At 51.4% G+C, this 23,021-nt stretch carries 10 protein-coding genes; all 10 read left to right on the top strand.

From position 1 onward, the window contains the following. Positions 1-133: 133 nt before the first annotated feature. The 10 genes from AC6ESP_RS08450 (at position 134) to AC6ESP_RS08495 (ending at position 22,910) form a co-directional block, all read left to right on the top strand. Complete coding sequence (locus tag AC6ESP_RS08450) at positions 134-1,867, top strand: glycoside hydrolase family protein (protein WP_497096262.1); 1,734 nt, start codon at positions 134-136, stop codon at positions 1,865-1,867. 73 nt (positions 1,868-1,940) lie between these two features. Next, positions 1,941-3,362, top strand: a complete 1,422-nt coding sequence (locus tag AC6ESP_RS08455) for a four-carbon acid sugar kinase family protein (protein ID WP_497096263.1) — start codon at positions 1,941-1,943, stop codon at positions 3,360-3,362. 94 nt (positions 3,363-3,456) lie between these two features. Next, the gene (locus tag AC6ESP_RS08460) at positions 3,457-6,660 is read left to right on the top strand and encodes a glycoside hydrolase family 2 TIM barrel-domain containing protein (RefSeq protein WP_497096264.1); all 3,204 of its coding nucleotides are present in this window, start codon (positions 3,457-3,459) and stop codon (positions 6,658-6,660) included. A gap of 73 nt (positions 6,661-6,733) precedes the next feature. Beyond that, positions 6,734-9,427, top strand: coding sequence for a family 78 glycoside hydrolase catalytic domain (locus AC6ESP_RS08465; protein ID WP_497096265.1), 2,694 nt, complete (start codon positions 6,734-6,736; stop codon positions 9,425-9,427). A gap of 214 nt (positions 9,428-9,641) precedes the next feature. After that, on the top strand, positions 9,642-10,907 hold the full coding sequence (locus AC6ESP_RS08470; RefSeq protein WP_497096266.1) for a ribulose-bisphosphate carboxylase large subunit family protein: 1,266 nt from the start codon (positions 9,642-9,644) through the stop codon (positions 10,905-10,907). Positions 10,908-11,019: 112 nt separating this feature from the next. Beyond that, positions 11,020-14,679 (top strand): family 78 glycoside hydrolase catalytic domain, encoded by a 3,660-nt coding sequence (locus AC6ESP_RS08475; RefSeq protein WP_497096267.1) that lies wholly within the window; start codon positions 11,020-11,022, stop codon positions 14,677-14,679. Between the two features lie 469 nt (positions 14,680-15,148). Further along, entirely contained in the window at positions 15,149-16,141 is a 993-nt protein-coding gene (locus tag AC6ESP_RS08480) for an ABC transporter permease (protein WP_497096268.1), read from the top strand. Positions 16,142-16,160: 19 nt separating this feature from the next. Continuing rightward, complete coding sequence (locus AC6ESP_RS08485; RefSeq protein ID WP_497096269.1) at positions 16,161-17,042, top strand: carbohydrate ABC transporter permease; 882 nt, start codon at positions 16,161-16,163, stop codon at positions 17,040-17,042. 120 nt (positions 17,043-17,162) lie between these two features. Further along, the gene (locus AC6ESP_RS08490; RefSeq protein WP_497096270.1) at positions 17,163-18,746 is read left to right on the top strand and encodes an extracellular solute-binding protein; all 1,584 of its coding nucleotides are present in this window, start codon (positions 17,163-17,165) and stop codon (positions 18,744-18,746) included. Between the two features lie 309 nt (positions 18,747-19,055). Beyond that, positions 19,056-22,910: a hypothetical protein gene (locus tag AC6ESP_RS08495; RefSeq protein ID WP_497096271.1), complete on the top strand. Its 3,855-nt coding sequence runs from the start codon at positions 19,056-19,058 to the stop codon at positions 22,908-22,910. Positions 22,911-23,021: the final 111 nt, after the last annotated feature.

Below are 23,021 nucleotides of genomic sequence, written 5' to 3' on the forward strand. Positions count from 1 at the left end.
TTATCATGTTCGGCAGAAATAGAATGGAAGCGCTTCAAACGAAGCTGCCGGATGCGTCGGAATCTAATGTTCGCAGGAAGGCTTCAGAGCGAAGGCGCTGTTAATAGTAAATCTAATAAGGAGTGAGAAAAGAATGGAACAACAACGAAGAAACCTTATACCGGATACGTTAATGCTGGAGGAGCGAGCGGCCCATGCGATCAATGCGATGATCGGCATGGCTGACCACGACCATGGCTGCATTCCATTTTTCAGTGCGGACTTGATGCATAAGCCCGCCTATATGGTTCATGGCGACTGGGATTACGGCTCCTCACATGGGAGAATGGTGGACGGCTTGATTCTGGCAAGGCATATGTCAGGCGAGACATTCGGCAAGGAGGTAGAGGAGCGATATCGTGAGAACCTGCTGTCATTCTTCAAAGAGGATGGCATGAGCTATCGACAAATGAATCCGACTCACAATTGGGAGCCGAATGCAAACCTGGTCGACCAGCGTGCCGTTATTCTGTCACTGACGAGCTGGTACATGGAGTCAGGCGATCCGAAGGTGAAGGAAGCGGCGGATCGGCATGTGGCTGCCTTGAAGCGGATCGCTGTGAAGGAACGGGATGTCTGGTATTATCCTGCCTCCGAATACAAGGAAACAGGCTGGCCCTCGACCAACGGTGTACAGCTGAGACTTGCACCTGATCCTGCTGCCTTCTGCGGAAGGCTAGTCATGCCGCTGCTGAAATACTACGAGCTGACAGACAATGAAGACGCTTACGAGCTATGTCAGTTCTTCACCTCGCTAATAATGGAACGGAGCGGAGTCTTCAACAAGGACGGCAGCTTCAACGATTCGCTAGCCTATCGCAGCGGCCACTTCCATACCCGTCTTGGGACGCTGGACGCTATTGCGCGATTCGGCATGCATTCGGGTAATGCGGCAATGATCGCTTGGGTGAAGAAGTGTTACGATTGGGTGCTAACCAAATGCACGGCGTTCGGCTGGACGCCGGGCGATCTGCACGAGCAGGCCTATGAGCATGAGACGTGCTCGCTTGTCGATTTGATTGCTTGCGGTATTACACTCGCGAAGAGCGGCTATGTAGAGTATTGGGGCATCGCTGAGCGATTTCTGCGCAACCATCTGGCAGAATCCCAGCTGCTCGATCTCGACTGGGTAGAGCAAACGGAAGATAAGTCGAATGATATTCCGGCGAACAAATCGTTCTACAAGGTGGCGGAGCGTACCCGCGGATCATTCGCCGGCTATTCCGCGCCGAATGATTTCGTATGCGATGTCAACGAAGGACGGGGACATACGAGTGACCTGCAAATTTGCTGTCTAGGCTCGGGTACACGCGGCTTGTTCATGGGTTGGAGCAATACGATTACGGAGAAGAACGGTACGGTCAGTATCAATTTTCTGCTGAATCGCGGCTCGAAGTGGCTCGATGTTAGCAGTTATCTCCCTCATGAAGGCAAAGTCGTGCTCGACGTGCGTTCGGATATTTCGCGTCTCTTGATACGGATTCCGGAGTGGGCTGGATTTACGAAGATCAGGTATACCCGCGAGCAAGGCGGGGTCATGACCGAGGGCAGGGGCAGCGAGGCGAGCAGATGGGTCAACCGTCACTTCCTCACACTAGGTCCGGCTGTGGCTGGGGAAAAAATTACGGTCACCTTCCCTCTGAGCTTCCGCAAGACGCTGGAGAATGCGGTCGGTCAAACGTTTGAGACCGAATGGCGTGGAGACGATGTCGTGGGCATAACGCCAAAGGGCACGAAAAAGCCGCTATACAGCGGACGCAAAGTGTTCGAACAGTCTCCAATGCGCGAAGGTGATTATCGACGATTGGACAACGAATTCGTATGGTAGCGACTTTATAGCTTCCACGTATAGGAGCTATTCTTGCAAAAGTATTTCAACAATTAGAAAGGAATGAGGCGGAATGTCGGAAGCTCGAGAGATGAATGCCGCTCCGATCGCGAAGCGGCTGCTTTGCTTTTATGGGGATGACTTTACGGGCTCTACGGACGTGCTCGAGGCGCTATTCCGGACCGGTCTTCGCACAATTCTGTTTCTGGAGCCGCCCGATCAGCAGCTGCTACAAGGAAAGTTCCGTGATGCAGACTGCTTCGGAGTAGCCGGAGTCGGCCGCTCCTTGTCCCCTGAGGAGCTGGAGCGCGAGCTACGCCCCGTTCTCGAAACACTCCGTACGGCGATGGCTGCGGTCGTGCATTATAAAGTATGCTCGACATTCGATTCTTCCCCGGACACGGGCAGTATCGGCAAGGCGACCGAGATCGGCCGTGAGGTATTTCAAGGGCAGAAGGAGAAATCGTTCATACCGATGTTAATTGGCGTCCCTTACTTGCGTCGTTATACCGTGTTCGGTCATCACTTTGCTGGAGCTGGTACAGAGGTGCATCGACTAGACCGCCATCCTACCATGATGAGGCATCCGGTGACGCCAATGGGGGAATCCGATCTACGACTGCATCTGGGAAGACAGACGGGCATGCGAACGTCACTTCTCGATATCGTGGCTCTCGACGGAGATCATGACGCCGTGCGCCGGCGGCTCGACTTGATCGTGCGGGAGCAGCGGCCGGATATCGTTCTGTTCGACGTGCTCGACGAACAGCGATTAGAGGCTGCTGGGCGAGTCATATGGGAACAAGCATCTGACAGTGAAGGCTTGTTTGTCGTCGGTTCCTCTGGTGTCGAATATGCGCTTGGTTCGGTATGGCGGGCTGAAGGGCTGGCACCGATCTCGGGTCCTTCGGAGGAAACGGCGGAGGCCGTCGACAAGCTGCTTGTTGTGTCGGGGAGCTGTTCGCCGGTGACCGAGAGGCAGATCGAGCGCGCATTAGAAGCTGGATATGCGGGAATTCGTATCCCTTGCGAAGAACTTCTGCTGCCTGAGCAGAGAGATTCCACACTCTCGAGGCTGCGGCAGGATACATTGGAACTCCTCAAGGCGGGACGCAGCGTTATTTTGTATTCGGCCTTGGGGCCTCGGGATGCCAGCATCGGGCTGCTGCGGGAGGCGCTTGCCGCGCGGGGACAGCGAGCAGAGGAGAGCAGCCGTCTGCTCGGTGAGACGCTTGGCGACTTGACCAAGGAAGTGGTCGCCGAGGCAGGTCTATCGCGTATCGTCATTGCTGGCGGAGATACGTCCGGTTATGTCACGCGGGGGATCGGAATTTATGCGTTGGAATGCATCGCCACACTTGAACCAGGAGGACCTTTGTGCCGCGCCTACTCCCACAATTCTACATTCGACGGACTGGAGCTGGTACTGAAGGGCGGCCAAGTCGGCAGTGAAACATTTTTCGAGCAGGTTCGAAGAGGAATAGGAGCGGGATGATTTGATAGGTGCGGATGCCTTTGTCAGTGGAGGTGGTCCACATTCAGAAGTGCAAGGAACGAATGAGTCTTGCCATCCAAGGAGGAGGAAAGGAATGGATAGTTCAAGGCAAAGCATCGCCAGTGTGCCCGATTATGAGAATTTGAACGTGTTACAGCTGAACACAGAGCGTCCAAGGGCCGCTGCTATCCCGTTCGCGAATGCTAAGGCGGCTATAGAGAACGATCGAACGGCCTCCCCTTATTATCAATGTCTGAATGGAGAATGGAAATTTCATTACTCGAAGAGCCCATTTGATGCTCCGGAGGGATTTCACGAGGCAACGTTTTCCTGCGAAGCGTGGGATACGCTACCCGTTCCGTCGAATTGGCAGTTGCACGGCTACGGTGTGCCTTTATATAGCAGCAGCAAGTATCCATTCCCCGTTGACCCGCCATTCATTCCAAAGATGAATCCGACGGGCAGCTATGTGCGGATGTTTATTATCCCCAACAGTTGGATCGACAGATCTGTCATACTTGCGTTCGACGGTGTGGATGCGGCTTTTCATTTGTGGGTGAACGGGAAGAAAGTCGGCTTCGGTCAAGGCAGCCATAATCGGATGGAGTTCGATATTACGTCCTATGTCCGATCTGGAGAGAACAAGCTGGCTGTCCGCGTCTATCAATGGTCGACCGGCAGCTATCTTGAGGATCAAGACAAATGGCGGCTGAGCGGGATATTTCGGGACGTGTATCTGCTATCTGTCCCCTTCGTTCATATGGTCGACGTCCGCATTCGGACCCAGCTTGATGAATCATACCGTGACGGCATGCTGCAGCTTGCGGTCACCTTAACGAATCGATCCGACCGAATGGGAGCGGCTTGTGGACTTCATGCGGAACTGCTCGGACCAGATCTTGAACAGCTTGCCAGCGTAACACTTGCCGCGGCTGCGCCTGGTCCTCGTGCCGAAGCTGTCGTCTATGCTGAAATCCCGGTCAGCAATCCTGAGCTATGGTCAGCAGAGCAGCCTACTCTCTATACGCTCCTGCTGACGTTGACCGATGCGGAGGGGAAGGCAGCAGAAGTACACCGCTATACGGTCGGCTTCCGGGAAGTGAAGGTGAAGGGAGGTCAGCTGCTAATCAACGGCATGAAGGTCATCCTTCGCGGAGTGAACCGCAATGAATTCGACCCCGATCTCGGTCATGTGACGACGATGGAGGCGATGGTACGTGACATTACGTTGATGAAGCGGCACAACATTAATACCGTTCGCTGCTCTCATTATCCGAACGACGAGCGCTGGCTCGATCTATGTGATGAATACGGATTGTATGTTATCGACGAAGCAGATTTGGAAACGCACGGCTGTGTATTTCTCGGTGAGATCAGTCGCTGGATCAACAATCCTGATGAGAAGACCGCTTACGAAAGCCGGTTGGCTGAGGATCCCGAGTGGAGAGAGGCGTTCCTGGATCGGATGGCCCGCCTAGTGGAGCGTGACAAGAACCATCCTTCCGTCATCGTCTGGTCTCTCGGGAATGAATCAGGCTATGGGGATAATCACACCGTCATGGCCGAGTGGACAAGAGCGGCGGATCCGACACGTCCGATTCATTATGAACGGGCTAAGGATGCGCCGCTTGTCGATATTGTCAGCTCTATGTATCCTTCGGTTGACATGCTGATCGCCGAAGGGGAGAAAGAAGAAACCCGACCTTATCTGATGGTGGAATTCGGGCATGCGATGGGCAACGCACTCGGCAATCAGAAGGAATATTGGGAGACCGTCTACCGTTACCCCCGGCTATGCGGTGGTTTGATTTGGGAGTGGACGGATCTCTCAATTCGCCGCCAAGTAAGCGATGGCTGCCTTCAATACGCTTATGGTGGCGATTTCGGGGATGAGCCTCACAGCGGCCACTTCTGCATCGACGGCCTGCTGTTCCCCGACCGCAGCCCCAAGCCTGCCTTAATTGAATTCAAGAAGGCGATCGAGCCAGTCTCCGTTCATCCGGTGCAGCCGGAGCAAGGCGTCTTACAGATAGGCAATCGTTACGATAGGGTATCGCTTACGCATCTTGCCGTCCATTGGTGTGTATATAGGGACGGCATCAAGATGGAGGAAGGGGAGCTTGCGCCGCTGCATATTCCGGCAGGAGGCGAGGAGCTCGTCACGATCCCTTATCGCACGCGGCCAACGGATGGGCACGGCGAATATTGGCTGCATGTCAGCTTCGTCCTGCTCGAGCATACGGTTTGGGCGCAGGCGGGTCACGAAGTGGCATGGGCGGACGTACCGCTGAACCATTCGGCTTGTTCAGAGTCTGCCATTGATATGGAAGTGCCCGCCAGAGTATCCGCGATGGAGAACGATCGAATTATTCGTGTCAAGGGCAAAGAATTCACATTGACCTTCGATAAGCTGAACGGCGAGATAAGTGCTTGGGATTATGAAGAGGTGTCTTTGCTTGTGCAAGGACCTCGAGTCAATCTATGGCGCGCGCCGATCGACAACGATGTCCATCTGGCGAAGCAATGGTGTGATGCGGGCTATCATGAGCTTGATGCCTACGTTCGCAATGTCGAGTTATACCCTCTAAATGACAACTCAGCCGTTCAGATCAAGACGGAGTCCGTACTCGGCGTTAAAGGCTCAAGGCCACTATTCCAAGTGAAGCAGCTATATACGATTCATGGCAGTGGAGATGTGATGCTGGAGAACTGGCTTGAGCCCTTGAAGGAAGGTCTGCCGCCTCTTCCCAGAGCCGGTATTCAGTTTACGATGCCGAATCGATTCGACCGCTTCTCCTGGTTCGGGCGAGGTCCGCACGAATGTTACGCCGATCGCAAAGCCAGCGGGAAGCTGGGCGTGTACGAAGGGATGATCGATGAGCAATTCGTGCCCTATATCAAACCGCAAGAGAATGGAAGCAAGGCAGACGTGCGCTGGGCTGCTATCGCTGACGTCGACGGCGTTGGACTGCTTATTACAGGAGCAGGAATGACGCTCGGGCAAGTTGGCGCAAGCCCATATGGAACCCAAGCCTTGACCGAAGCCAAGCATCATTCTGACCTGATCCGTCTGGGCGAAGTGGAAATCAATGCCGATTGGAGACAATCGGGTCTTGGCAATCATAGCTGCGGCTTTGCCCCGACCTTACCGTCTTACCTGCTTGCCCCAGAATCAATAGCATTTACGGTTCGATTGAAACCATTCTCAAGCGATCAATCACGAGCGGACGCAATCCGCTGCACAAGCCAATTGAGCGGCACAATCCGAATCATGAACGGATATGGTGATGCTCAATGACACAGAAATGGCTGAAAGGCTTAAACAATGGCACCAACTACAAACTATATAGAAAAAGGAGGTCACCTCGATCATGCGAATCACAATGTGCAAAACCGAATACGAACACAATCCAATTGGAATAGATGTTCTGGTTCCCCGCCTCTTCTGGCAGCTGGAATCTGAAGAGCGCAATGCGAAGCAGCTGGCTTATCAAGTGCTGGTCTCATCCTCCCGCGACAAGCTCGATCATGGCGATGCTGACATGTGGGACAGTGGCAAGGTGGAGTCTCGCAGCTCGGTTCACGTTCCATACGCCGGACAACCGCTTCAATCGGAGGGACAATACTGGTGGAAGGTACGAGTATGGGATAATCAGGATACGGCAACCGAATGGAGCGAGCCCTCTTATTGGTCAATGGGCCTGTTGTCTCGCGGAGAGTGGAAAGCGAAGTGGATCGGCAGAAAGCCGCAGCTAAGGCCCGGAACTGCGCCTGATTTACAACCACCTCCTTATCTCCGCAAATCGTTTGCAGTCCACTCTGCAGTTCGCCGCGCAGTTGTATATGTCACAGCCCTGGGGTTGTTCCAGCTGACGGTCAACGGAGAAGAGGCAGGCCATCTGTTCGCTCCGGGCTGGACAGATTACGATACACGTGTACAAGTTCACGCCTACGATGTTACGGACAGCTTGGAACAGGGAGAGAACGTGCTCGGCGTCATCCTTGGAGACGGCTGGTATGCGGGAACCGTGGGATTTCTCGGCAGTCGTGTCTATGGTGAACGGCCGTTTCTTCTCTTGCAGGCAAGTATTGAATATAAGGATGGCAGCAGGGAGCTTGTTGTATCGGATGACTCCTGGCAAACGACGGTAGGACCAATCCGTTATTCCGATATGATCATGGGTGAAGAGTATGACGCACGGCTGGAGATGGATGGATGGGATCGGCCAGGGTTCAACGCCGATTCATGGGAAGAACCGGATATCCGTTCTGGCTACAATGGACAGCTTACAGCAACGATGGAGCCTCCGATTCGTATCACTCAGACTGTTCGGCCGATATCTGTTCGCCGAACGGAGGCTGGCTCCTACATCTTCGATATGGGCCAGAATATGGTTGGCTGGACCGAAGTGAGTGTCAAGGGTGTGCGCGGCACACGAATTACTCTGAGTCATGCGGAGATGCTGAATCCAGACGGCTCACTGTATCTGGATAATCTCAGGCTGGCCGTTCAGCAGGATCATTACGTGTTGAAGGGCGAGGGCGAGGAACGTTACGAACCACACTTTACGTTCCACGGCTTTCGTTACGTGGAGCTTATCGGCTTCCCGGGAGAACCGGATTTGACGACCATTACAGGAAAAGTCATCCATTCCGACACCCCTGTTACCGGAAGCCTGGTAACGTCTGACCCTATGATCAACCAGCTGTATGCCAATATAACATGGGGACAGCGCGGGAATTTCTTATCTGTTCCGACGGATTGCCCGCAGCGGGACGAGAGGCTTGGCTGGACCGGAGATGCGCAAATTTTCGCCCGTACGGCCTCTTACAACATGGACGTCTCACGTTTCTTCACGAAATATATGTGGGATATGATTGACTGCCAGCAGCCGTCCGGCGCGTTCACGGACGTTGCCCCAGATGCCGGATGGATTCGCTACAAAATGTGGAGCACTCGGCTGAATTGGTTTGCGCCGGATAATGCTGGCTGGGGTGATGCGGGAGTGATCATCCCATGGACGTTGTACCTGATGTACGGAGATAGGCGTATTCTCGACACTCATTACGACGCAATGGCTCGATGGGTGGACTATCTGAAGCACAACAGCAATGAGCTGATTCGTCCTGATTATGCTAACTACGGAGATTGGCTGTCGATTCAGGCGGACACGCCGAACGAGGTGCTTGCGACCGCTTACTTCGCATACAGCACGAAGCTGATGGGGCTGATCGCAGGTACACTTAACAAAACCGAAGATCAACGTCATTACGAATCGCTATTCCACGATATTGCGGAGGCGTTCCGCAGTGCGTTCGTTTCGAACGAAGGCTTCATTAAGGGAGATACGCAGACCGTCTACCTGCTTGCTCTTCAGTTCGGTCTATTGACGGAAGGCTTGAAGGTCAAAGCAATAAGTCGCTTGACTGACAATATCCGTGAGCGGGGTGACCGCTTGTCCACCGGCTTTCTCGGTGTAGGCTACCTGCTGCCGGCACTAACCGATAACGGCGAGCTTGGTGTCGCCTACAAGCTGCTTTCCCAAGAGGCGTTCCCATCCTGGATGTATTCGATCAAGCACGGCGCGACAACGATATGGGAGCGCTGGGACGGTTGGACAGAGGAGCAGGGCTTCCAGACGCCTTCCATGAATTCGTTCAATCACTACTCTCTCGGCTCGGTAGGGGAGTGGATGTTCCGTTATATGGCAGGCATCGATGCCGATCCGATGGAGCCGGGCTTCCGCCACATCATTATCCGGCCAAGGCCGGGAGGGCGGCTGAAGCATGTCAAAGCCTCTTATGAGTCACTTTACGGCACTATTCATGTACGTTGGGAGCTAATGGACCTTGGAGAGCTGCGGCTCGAGATCGAAGTGCCCGCAAATACAACCGCGACCGTTCATGTTCCGGGAAGCAATGTGCGTATAGATGGCAACGATACATCAGATCCAGGGGAAGGCTGTGAATTCCTGAGTGAGCAAGTAGAGGGCTTCCTGTTCCGTGTCGGCTCCGGTCGCTTCGTATTTAATAGCGCGTTCGCTCCACTTGCCGCAGACGTTTGAGTCGGATCTGTTAAATAGAAAGAAGGAACATTTTGAACGAAGGGGCCATATCTGAAAAAGCCTCAGCATAGAACAACCTGAGCTGAGGCTTTTCGTCATGGCTGTGACAACCCATAGAGGGGAAATGCTGCCGATAGGCTATTGTTCAGCTTGACAGCCTAGTAATCAATTTCTAGTTGAATTTCTTTCATTATTACGACAGGAGTGAAGCAATATGGATCCACAGCGTGTTGCGGCTACTTATTTGGTAGAATCGCCATTTCCATTGGAAAAGGCAGCGATGATCATTGCAGGCGAGCAATCAACCGGAACTTTCACAAAAGTGCCAGGCGAAACGGAACGTTTGAAGAACGAGCATGGCGCCATTGTAGAGCATATTGAATGGCTGGAAGATCGTGACGCGCCGGGCTTGCCGGGAGTGGCTGTGCCTTCCAATCATAACGGCATCTATCATCGCGGACGTATTGTGATTTCATTTCCTCTTCATAACTTTGGTCCGTCAATTCCTAATTTAATGTCGGCGATTGCGGGCAATTTGTATGAATTGCAGGAATTGTCCGGATTGCGTCTACTCGACATCCACTTGCCGGAAGCGTTCTCCAAACGTTATGCGGGACCCAAATACGGCATAGAAGGAACGCGCAGGCTGTTAAATGTGTACGATCGTCCGATTCTTGGCACTATTGTGAAGCCTAGCATCGGGTTGTCTATTGAGGAGCTGGCACAAATGGTAGAGAGACTTGCCAGAGCGGGATTGGATTTCATAAAAGACGATGAGCTGAACGCGAATCCGCCATATGCTCCTATGGAACAGAAAGTGGCAGCGGTGACCGCGGCGATCGAGCGGGCGGCAGATGTGACAGGTAAGAAGTTAATGTATGCCTTCAACATAACAGGCGACTGGGATGAGCTTCGCAGCAATCATGATCTTGTCGTCAGCGCCGGCGGCAATTGCGTGATGGTCAGCATATTGAGTGTTGGACTTGCCGGGCTTGCCCATCTGAACAGCTACAGCGAGGTCCCAATCCATGGACACCGCAACCAGTGGGGAATGATGACTCGTTCGCCGAATCTCGGCATGGAATTTACAGCATACCAGAAGCTATGCCGCCTGGCGGGCGCTGATCATCTTCATGTCAATGGTCTGGATGGGAAATTTTACGAAAGCAACGCATCCATCACACGCTCGATCAAGGCTTGCACGGAGCCGTTGTTCAGCGGCTACAAGGCGATGCCCGTCATTTCTTCAGGGCAATGGGCGGGTACGGCCCACGCTACCTATGACGCCACAAGAACGGTGGACGTTATGCATTTGGCTGGAGGCGGAATGCTGGCTCATCCGGATGGGGCGGCTGCAGGCTTCGAGAGCATGAAGCTGGCATGGGAAGCCGCTGTGGCCAATATCACATTGGAGCAATGCGCGCAGCAGCATCCAGTCGTACAGCGGGCCATAGACAAATTCGGAAAAGCAGGCCAATAAGCGCATTACGTATGACAGTGAAGCTGCTGCTTTTACCGTTACATCCATGTCCTGAAAATCGAGCTTTTTTGAACATACATTATTCAATATATGAAGAGGCAGGTAATGCATAATGGATATCTCCACTTGTTGGACTCCTTACAAATGGAAGAAGCCTGTGCTTGTCGGATCAGGTAAGGAAGGAGCATTCGACAGCCGCGCGGTAGATTGCCCGTTCGTGTTTAGGCATAATGACCATTTTTATATGATGTATGTCGGTTATGATGGAACTGGATATCAAACGGCATTGGCTACTAGCGATGATCTGCTGAATTGGCAGCATCTGTCGACGATATTGACCAGGAATGAGGAAGGTAATGCCTGGGACTCCCGCAATATTGCTGGCACTTGGATTCTGCGTGACAATGATATGCATGGTACAGGACTTCTGAAGAAATGGAACGGCAAATACTGGCTTGCCTATCATTCCTATCCGGGTGATGGATACGAAGCCGGCTCGGCCAAGATCGGGCTTGCATGGACAGAGGACGAGAGCCTGATGAGCTGGAATCGCCTGGAGAATCCGATTCTCGTGCCTGAGGATGGCGGTGAATGGGAAAAAGGTGGGCTATATAAGGAATGTCTGGTGGAGCATCAAGGCACATTTTATTTGTTTTATAATGCGAAGGATAAAGATGAAGGCCGTTGGATCGAGCAGATTGGCCTAGCAACTTCGAAGGATCTTGTACAATGGACGCGCCATGAGCATAATCCGGTTCTTCGCGTGACACCAGACGCATGGGACAGTGGTTTCACGAGTGATCCTTGCGTACTGCGGGACGGCGCGCGCTGGACGATGTTTTATTTTGGCTTTAATTATAAAGTGGCTCAGGAAGGGCTTGCGCTGTCAGATAACTTGCTGGACTGGCACAAATATGAAGAGCCGATTATTACGATTGGCGAAGGCAATATGATCGATTCCGTATATGCTCATAAACCGTCGGTTATTGCGCATAACGGGATTTTGTATCATTTCTACACAGCATGCAGGCGGCCGATGGAAGGCGACGCGACATGCAATATCTTTCCTGAATTCCGTACGATTGCGGTTGCGACGTCGTTGCCGCTCGCTCTTACTGCACTTCGGACGGAAGGCAGACCTAATCCGATCGGACTGGATGAACCGGCTCCCCGCCTGAGCTGGTCATTCCTTGATCAATTGCCTCTGGCATTCCGCCAGAAGGCATATCGAATTCAGGTTGCAACGAGCTGTGAAGATCTGCTGAAGGACAATGCGAATGCATGGGACAGCGGATTTGTCGCTAGCTGCGATCACACAGCTATTCCATATGCAGGCGCCGTGCTGCAGCCAAGACAGCGGTATTATTGGAGGGTTACCATTGAAGATGAACGGGGTACGCATTATGACAGTGTGGTAGCCTGGTGGGAAATGGGACAGCTGGACAGTCGGAGCTGGCAGGGGAAATGGATTGCAAATCCGGTTGCGACAGTAGCTTCCAAAGGAGCGTCCCGCTTTCAGCACCGCTTCGATGTCCTGCAAGAGGTTGTACGCGCGCGAGTGTATATCAGCGGGCTTGGACATTATGAGTTACGGTTGAACGGCAAGAAGGTTGGTGACCATGAGCTGGATCCAGGCTGGACGGATTATGACCGAACAGTTCTATATACGACTTATGATATAACGTCGATGCTCAAGCCTAATGAAAATATCGTTCAAATTGAGCTGGGGAACGGCTTCTTCCATGTACCTGGCGGCAAATATACGAAGTTTACGGATTCTTATGGTACGCCTACGTGCCTGGCTGATATCGTCATTGAATATGCTACAGGCGTGTATGAGACGATCAGCACGGATGACAGCTGGCAATCCAGCGAAAGCCCAACACTCTTTACGTGTATATACGGAGGTGAGGAGTACGACGCAAGAAGGGAGGATGAGCATGCTTCCTCGTGGTATCCGGCCGTGGTGATCGATGGACCTTCCGGCATGCTTACAGCTCAAGCAGCTCCGCCAGTTAAGGTGATGCGGATACTCAAGTCCAAGTCTATTACAAATCCCAAGCATGGATTATATGTAGTCGATCTAGGCCAGAATTTCTCCGGATGGCCGAGAATTCGTGTCAGTGGACCTGCAGGCTCAAGGGTTGTATTGACATGTGCCGAGATACTATTGGAAGAGGGCTTGGTTAATCAAAAGTGGACCGGGTCACCATGCGAGTTGATCTATACGTTAATCGGCAACGGCGTTGAGGAATGGCATCCGAAATTTACGTATACCGGCTTTCGCTATGTGATGATTGAAGGAGCGGTTCCTGAAGGGTTTACCGTTGATGTAGATCAAGCAGAATCTTCTTTGCCAGTATTACTGCATGACATCGAAGGGCAAATGCTGTATCCCGAGTTGGAAGCCGCTGGCGGATTCGTATGCTCCAAGCCGCTGCTCAATCGGATACACGAAATAATCAATTGGGCGATTCTTAGTAATACCAAGAGCGTATTCACCGATTGCCCGCATCGAGAAAAGCTCGGTTGGCTGGAGCAGGTTCATTTGATGGGACCTTCGATTATGTTCAACTATGATGTGGAAGCGATGCTGAAGAAGGTGCTGCAGGATATTTCGGATGCTCAATTACTTAACGGCATGGTGCCCACGACCGCGCCTGAGTATGTCGTATTCGACGATACGCTGAGAATATTCCGCGACGCTACGGCTTGGGGCGGAGCCTATATATTAACAGCATGGGAAGTTGTTCAGCGATATGGGAACATGAATTTGATCCATAAGCATTACGCGGGCATGAAGCGATATCTGGCATACCTGACCGAGAAGTCAGATGGGTACATCATTACCGAGGGGCTCGGAGACTGGTATGACATTGGTCCGGCAGGGCCTGGACACTCGCAAAATACGCCTATTCCTTACACAGAAACAGCAATTTATTACGGGCTGTCTGTTGTCATGCAAAAAATAGCTGCTTTGCTGAATGAGCAAGCGGATGTGCAGCAATACGAGCAATTGACCGCATCCATCAAATCAGCATTTCATCAGAAATACTGGGACGAACAAGCAATCAGCTACGCATCGGGAAGTGATACTGCACTTGCCATGCCAGTAGCCATCGGTCTCGCCTCCGAGCAGCACCACGGTGTATTGATCGATAAGCTGGTGAGACAAATTGCCGAACGCGGCTATCAGACTACAGCCGGCGATGTAGGCTATCGTTATCTGCTGCTTGCACTTAGCCGGGCAGGCAGATCGGATGTCATTTATCGGATGTCGCAAATTACGGATAAGCCGAGCTATGGGTATCAAATAGAGCACGGGGCTACGACGCTTACCGAAGCGTGGGATGGACCGACGGTCGGCAAGTCGCAGAATCACTTCATGCTTGGACATTTGGAGGAATGGCTGTATCAAGGGTTGGCGGGCATAGATTACCGCTATGATACGGATACTGACCGATACAGCATTATGATCAAGCCATATATGCCAGATGATATGGAATGGGCGGAGGCCTGGCAGCAGCTGCGCCCGGGTTATGCGAGAGTGCGCTGGGAGAGAGACGAGAATAATGAACCGTCGATAAGCGTAACCATTCCACCCAATGCGAAGGGAATCGTATACGTACCTAAAATGATCTGTGGGCAGGATGAGCATGCGGCTTTGCCTATAGGAATCAAAAAACTGCAAGACGATAAGGATTACATGATCGTTGAGACTGGCTCTGGAAGCTTTATATTTGCTCGACAAAAAATAGCTGTAGTAGTGTGACAATTGGAACATGATCATTATGAGCGCCAATCCCGGACTGGGTTTGAAACTGGGATTGGCTTAAGCCAAGGGAGATCCTCTCACATCCCGATTGGACTGTCAGTCGGGATCATCCTCCTCTTTTCCACAATCCCCAAGTTTGTCATGGTCAGCCTCTAATAGATTCTGCCGTTCAAAACCTTTATCTGAAGCTTGAGCGATACGCGAAGTGTTCTGACCAATAGAACGAGAATGATAACTATACCACATTTTTGAAAGCGTTTTAATTCAAGAAATTAAGCAATCCAGTTAAAAATAATCACTTCTCAAATTTGAGAATGACAGGTTTGATTACGCTTTCAAAATTCTTAAAAATGATCGCTTCATTTTAAGTTTTCAACACTGTTCATGTCATGCTATCGACTATACAATGTAGTCATATTCTCCAAACGGCAGCTTGTGTCTGGGGAAGAGGGAGGAGTGAGGATAGTTGGAGCAGCAAACCAAGATAAACACATCGCAGCGGACGCAGCAGCTCCCGGCGGTAAAACGATCCATCTGGCGTGAAATAGTCAAACAGAAATATGCTCATTTGTTCGTTTTAACGGGAATGCTGATCGTCTTCGTCTTCAATTACTTGCCGATGTTCGGCATTTTGATGGCATTCAAGGATTATTCAATATCGAGCGGCATTAAAGGGATCTTTACCAGTGATTGGGTAGGGCTCAAATATTTCAAGGAATTTGTCAGCGCTTACAACTTCGATCTCATTGTAACGAATACGCTGGCCATCAGTCTTTTGAAATTGTTCTTTACCTTCCCAATGCCAATTCTGTTGGCCATTATGTTCAATGAAGTGCGGTCTCAGCTATTCAAGCGTTTCGCACAGACAGTCAGCTACTTCCCGCATTTTATTTCGTGGATTGTGGTATCCGGGCTGCTCATTATCTTCTTATCGACCAACTCAGGAATTGTAAACGATTTATTGAAGGGGTTAGGCCTTGTTGAGAAATCACTGCCTTTCCTATCCAGTGCGAATTATTTCTGGGGACTAGCGGTCACAACGGCAATGTGGAAGGAGGCAGGCTGGTGGGCGATTATATTTCTCGCAGCAATCAGTGGCCTCAATCCGTCACTGTATGATGCGGCTGAGATGGATGGAGCTGGTCGACTGCGCCGCATCTGGCATATTACACTGCCGGGCATCCGCGGCACGATCGTAGTCGTACTCATTCTGGCAGTCGGAAGCCTGCTCGGCGGAGGCCTTGTTGGATCTAACTTCGAGCAATCTTATTTGCTCGGTAATGCCATGAATAATGAGCGCTCAGAAATTTTGCAGACCTATGCATTTAAGATGGGCTTGGCTCAGGGAAGATACGCATACGCAACGGCAATTGACCTGATTCAGTCGATTATCGCTATCATTCTTGTATTCGGAAGCAACTATATGTCCAAGAAAATAACCAAAAACGGCTTATTCTAACAGCAGAAAGGAGTCACTTATGCATCGCAGATCCATTGAAGACCGCATCGTTGACACCGTGAATATTAGTTTGCTTGTAATCATTTCGCTGGTTACGATGTACCCCTTTTACTATTTGATTATTGTTTCTTTCAATAACGGACTCGACACCTCACTTGGTGGCATCTATTTTTGGCCGAGGGAATTTACCTTTAACAATTATGAAAAGTTTCTTAGCGATCCGAAGTGGATTATGTCCTTCGGTGTCTCAGGGCTGAGGACAGTTGTCGGTGCGGCAGTCACAATCTTGTTCACCTGCTTGACAGCATATGGTTTGGCGTATCGCAATCTGGTGTTTCAAAAGTTCTACTTTTCGTTTTTTATCATTGCCATGTACACGTCAGGTGGACTTATTCCATACTACGTTGTTCTGCGCAGCTTAGGATTACTCAATACCTTTTGGGTCTACATTATACCGGGTTCGGTGACGATCTTCTTCCTGATTATTGCGGTCTCGTTCTTCCGTGAAATACCGGCGGAGATGGAGGAATCGGCACGAATAGATGGAGCTTCGGATTTAACCATTTTCTTCAGAATGATTTTACCAGTCTCCAAACCTTTAATTGCGGCAATGGGATTGTTTATAGGTGTGGGGCAATGGAACTCATGGATGGATTCAGCCTACTTTGTCAATAAGGATTCGCTCCGAACTTTAACCTATCGTATGATGGAGGTCATCAATCAAGGCATGATTCCAGCTGACTTGGCATCTGCGGAGCGCGCTGCGGCCATTACTGGTGTGACAACGTTCTCGATACAGGTCACTGCAATGGTTATCGCGGTTATACCAATCCTTCTCGTATATCCTTTTTTACAAAAGTATTTTGTACAAGGGATTATGATAGGCTCTGTTAAGGGTTAAGCAGAAGCAGCTTGACTGCTTCCGAATTACATTGGTGGAGTGTGGAATAAAACGGCAATTGCAACGGTTTTATTCCTTTTCACATAAATACTATACAGAAAGAAAAAGGAGGCAAAAGCAATGAGCAAGGTTTTTAAATCGACATGGGTGATAATGCTTTCATTGTTGGTGTTGCTAACAGCCTGCTCCGGTGGCAATAACGGCAACCCTGCAAATAACGCTGCCAGCACAGGAAATGATAACAGCGTAAAGGCGACCAATGGGAGCAGTGATGCTAGCGGTGAAGCCGAACAAGAAATCGTAGAGCTTGATTTATTCGTCAATATGTCTTGGTGGCCGTTAAAAGACTGGAGCGGCAAAGTGCCGGAAGAAATTACAAAGAGAACCGGCGTCAAGCTGAACATTCAGGTTGCTGCCGATGATAAGCAGCTTCCACTACTAATCGCTTCAGGGGATTTGCCTGATTTGGTGTATACAGCTACTGATCTGACGCGCATGGCTAACAGTGATGTTTCCTATCCACTAGGTGAGTTGATCGAGAAGTATGCTCCGGATTTCGAAATTAGTCAAGAACGTATTGGCGTTAACACAATGCCTGACGGCAACTTCTATACCGTGCGCAATGCATTCTCCACGGAGCAAGAATGGCAAGATAATCCGAAGGCGATACCAGGTGCGAACGGTATGACATTGCGTCAAGATATTATGGAGGAGCTAGGCAACCCAGCCCTGAACAACTTGGAGGATCTCATTACAATTCTGGGTATGGTGAAGGATAAATATCCGCATATGGTGCCGCTCGTATGGGATAAAGATCAAATCGGCCAAAATCTGCGCATCAATTATGGTCTTAAGAAAAGTAAAGGATTCGTGGACATCGACGGGGCTGCGCGTTACTACCTGAAGGATGAGAACTATTTGAATTACTACCTGTACATGAACCGTCTGTACCGCGAAGGCTTCATGATCGCTGAGAACTTCACATTCAAGGAGGCGCAGCAAGACGATCAATACGTATTGAACGGTCAGGCCTTTGCTCATGGTGGAGGTAATGCGGATACCACCAACCCTCAATTAGAAGAACTTGGAGCAGCATTCCAAATGCAGCAAGTGACGAAGCTGCTTAGTGACCAAGCGGGGATTCCGATGGGCGGATCCGGCTGGGCTGGCATGTATGTAACGAAAAACAACAAAAATCCGGAAGCTGCTATTAAATTCCTGAAATTCATGCATAGTGAAGAAGGACAAAAGCTTGGTCTGTACGGCATTGAAGGCGAAGATTGGGAATGGAACGAAGCTGAGAAATATCCGGTTATGAAATATGAATTCAACAATACTGAAATTCAAACGCAAATGGGCGTCGTCTGGTGGGGCCTGATTGGCAGCAGCGGTGTTAATGAAGCACTACAGCGCTACGATACGAAATCTCAAATGACGCAATGGGGTCTTGCTGCCAGGGACGTGCTTGAGTTCAACCCGGCACTGGGTCTGGTTTCTACAGACCCGGATACAGAAGAGCAGACGATTGAAGCTCAAATCCAAAACATGGTCACGACCGAGGAACTGAAAATCTATTTAGCTGCCTCCGAAGAAGAAGCAAAGGCACAATACGAAGCATTGCTGCAGAAGGCCGAAAGTCTTGGACTGGCGAAGCTCGAAGAGTGGGCTACATCGAAGTACAAGGAATATCAAAAAAACTTCTAATGTTATTTTGATGTACGCGTTATTAAAGTGAAGGAACGCCATCATGGCCGAAATGCTTAAGCATTTCGGCCATAGATTCATGTATAGACACAGGCTATTTTAATGTCAGAAAGGCTTTCGCTAATAGATAATTAATAAGCTTAGAGAGTGAAACATGCAAGCTATTCGCCTTAACGGCCATAATCGTAAGCATGAGTTTCTCATGACCGTTATTGATTCGAATCTTCGTTTTTTTCGCTCTAAGCTGCGCTTAAATCTGCTAGGTGCTGCGGTTAACCTATCTCATCTTAAATTCAGGAGGAGCCTTACATGAATATCAAGAATCTGCGAGAGAGCTTTGCCACTCCGGATCCCGATTTCGGTCCTGTACCATTCTGGTGGTGGAGTGCAGAGGAAATAACAGCGGAACGCGTACGCTGGCAATTACAGAAATTTCGCAGCGGAGGCTTGCGTAATATCGGTATTCTCAATATTGCGCCGACTGGTCCGCAATATGGAAGCGTTGCTGACGATCCGCCATACTTTAGCGAGCATTGGTGGTCTATGTTCGAGGTGGCTCTGCGCGAAGCGCAGAGACTGGGAATGCGCATATTCTTCTACGACCAAATCGGCTTTTCGGGATCGAACTTCCCCGCGCATCTTGTGGCGGAGCAGCCGGAATTGGCAGGCTACCAGCTTCGCAGGCTTAGGAATACTGAGGAGCTGCCAGAAGGAGCCGAGCTGCTAACTGAGATCGGCAGATACCGTTATATTACGGTACGGCAAGGATTTAACTGGCTCGACAAACGAGCTACAGAGCAATTGTATGACCGGATTTACGGTGAATTCGAGCGGCGATTCCCGAATGAGCTGGGCCGGACGATCGGAGGCAGCTTTCAGGATGAGCTTCCGTCGATGCCGTTATGGACGAAAGGTCTTCCCGAGCTGTATGACGAACGTTATGGCGAGAACTTAATTGCAGCTTTGCCGGCCCTGTTCGAGGACGTGGAGGGAGCCCCACTCATCCGCAGGCGCGTTTACGAGCTGGCGACCGAGCTGGCGGAGGAAGCTGTGTTCAAGCTGCAATATGAGTGGCACACGCGCCATAATCTGTTACAGTGCTGCGACCAAGCCGGCCCTGCACGCCGCGCCGACCTGCATGGTGCACAGCGGCTTTATCTGGATTATATGCGCACGCATCGCTGGTATAATGCTGCCGGCAGCGATATGGACGGCGAGATCAAGCCGCATGCTTCGATGGTTCATCTGCATGGGGGCAAACGCGTGTTTCTGGAGTCGTTCCATACTAGCGGCTGGGGCGGAACGATGGAGGAGACGATGCACTGGCTGGTGCCATGGCTGCAGTCTGGTGTTACGCTCTACAGTCCTCACTCTGTCTACTACAGCACACGTGGCGGTTGGTGGGAATGGGCTCCGCCCGACACGGGGTGGCGTCAGCCCTATTACGAGCATTACGGCGTCTTTGCCGATACGGTCAGCCGCGCGTGCTGGCTGTTAACGCAAGGAACGCATGTCGCAGATGTTGCGGTGCATTATCCTTCCCATGCGGCATGCGGCTGGATGTCGCTGTCCGACGGAGGGCCGCTTCAGCATCCAATGGTCGTCGCCAATATGATGCCGCATGAGCGTCTCAAGCATATTCAGGAGGTATACCAATCGCTGACGGGGCGCTGGAATCGCAAAGAGCGTAATCAACCTGGGGCACTCCGCTCCGCAAGCATCGAGTTTGATGTGACAGACGATTCCGCTTTGGAAATTGCGGTTTTGTCGGACGGCAAGCTCCGAATCAGCGAAGAATCGTTCTCTGCACTGCTATTATGTGGCACAACAATGATGGATGATGCTGCCTTGACGAAGGTGAAAGCATGGATTGAAGCCGGCGGTCTGGTCATTGCAGTACAGTGTGGAGAGGATGATCCGGTGTTGGAGGGAGCTATATATGTCAGCTCTTCAAGCGAAGCGCTAGACCTTCTTGAATCGAAGCTACAGGGACGTGCCATAGGGCCGAATATGCCGTTGATGCGCAGGATTGAGGATGCAGATCTGTTTCTATTGCTGCCTGAAGCGGGAGAGCTGCTGCCAATGCACGAACCGTCAGGCGAGTGGGCAAGGCCACCGCAAAGCGCGTTCTATCGTCTGCGCACCATAGGGCATCCGCAGCTGTGGGATCCGGTAAGTGGGCAGATATCCCCTCTTTCTTACAGCAGGGACGGTGAATGGGTTGAGCTGGAAGTACCGTTCGACAGCTGGCCAGCAGCATTCGTCGTATGCCCATGGGATCAAGCAGAGGCTGAAGTGTTCAGTAATTGCACGCTCGTATCGGATAAACTCGCTCTGCCGGCTGAAGTACCTGCGCTGCATGCTGAGCAAGACCCTGTGGTCGAGCTTAATGAATGGCAGGTGCTTGCTGTATCGACACTAGATAACCGATATGGCGATTTTGATTTGCATGGCGGTCATATGTCTGTTGTACCGATCGAGCGCCGTGAAGTTCTTGTTGCGCGTGAGGAGAGCGAAGCAGATGGCGTGGCTGCTAACTGGCATGCGGGCGTCCTAGATGATTCGGTCTGGATGAAGCGGCTATGGAGCGAGGCCGCATACTGGGAAGCATCTAGGGGTCAGAGCTTTGAGGAAGGCAGCGTATGGCCGGTCGTGTATAGCAATATGCTGGGAGATCTATCATTCCGGACATGGGCTGGCCGGATGGGACGGATTCCTCGCAAATTCATGAATTTGGGATTGGCGGAGCTTGGGGATAAGGTATGGGCGAGGACTAATGTGGTAGCAACGGATGCCGGGACGTACTGGCTGCGCACGGAGAGCAATGCAGCAATCGCTCTCTGGGTGAACGGAGAATCAATGGAATGGAACGGCGGTCCGGAGGAGCAGACATCCACCGTGAATCTGAAAGCCGGAGCCAATTCACTACTGCTATGTGCGCAGGCGCTGGCCGAAGGACTGATCCGTATAGGGGTAACCTTGTGCGCTGAAGAGCAGCAGTCACTGCCGAAGTGGATTTATTCCCCTAGCCCCAATCCGAAAACGCGGTTGTCGTATACCATTCCTGAGCAGGAGAGCAATGGTGTCAGTCGCGTTCGTGTCATCTTCTGCGCTAAGGAGCGAGTGGCGCTCTATGTGAACGGCAAGCATATGACCGAGCACGGTGATTTCAATCCATATATCCGGCAAGGCCAAGAAGAGATTGATCTGACGCCTTATTGGCAAGATGGCGATAATACCTTCGAGCTTTTCATGCCTGAGGGTGAAGGTGTCGCGATGGTGGATGGCCTGATTGAGCGTATAGATGGAAGCAGCCAAATGTTCTGCACCGGCCCATTGTGGTTGAATGAACAGGAACAGCACTCAGAGGTTCTGCATGAAGCAGTGCTGCAGTTCGCCGAGACAGAGACGATGTGGCTTCCCGGCCGTGCACATCCACTACCTAATATCGAGTGGCTGATGCCAGATGCCAAACCAACTTCTCAGCCGCTTCCGTTCGTTCGCGACGCGTCTCAGTCTGGAAAGCCCATATGGATGCGCTTCCCACTCCCAGCTGGCGCCACGACGCTTCAGGTCAACTGCGCGGGTGAGTGTGAATGCTGGATAGACGGCAAGCGGATGTCAATACGTGACGGCCAAGCCTGCTTCGAACCGCAGTCAGCAGGAACAATGGCTGCGCTGCGCATCATGCCAAGCGATATGAGTACAGAGACAGACGTGCTGCTAGCGCCGATCCGATTCGAAGTGGCGCCAGTGCAAGGAGAACTCGGCGATTGGCGATCAGCGCTGTGCTTGCCACATCATAGTGGCGTTGTCGAGTATGAATCGATGGTCGAATGGAAAGAAGACAATGGCGCGGTACTTGAATTGGGGTATGTTCGCGGCACTGCCGAAGTATGGCTGGACGGCCAACCGCTCGGTGTGCGCGTATGGGGTCCGTACCGATTTAAACTTGATATCGGCTCAGGCTCGCATCATCTGCGGATTCGGGTGACGAATACGCTGGGAACCCATTATGAAATTGGCCGTCCGTCAAGCAATGTCGGTGGATCTACGAATCCGAAGGTTACCTACTGGCAGCCAGATACAGTGCCTGAGCATTGGGAGACGGCGTTTGCTGCCGGCGGCCTGTATGGTCCCGTTCGCCTGTACGCCTCCAGATAACAACAAGTACATCGTTTGGTAATTAGTCGCGAAAGGATGTTTCACTTACCCGAGAAGGCCGCCGGTGGGGATTTAGGCTCTTGAGCATATTAATAAAAATGATATCATTAT

This window comes from Paenibacillus xinjiangensis (genome assembly GCF_059686975.1).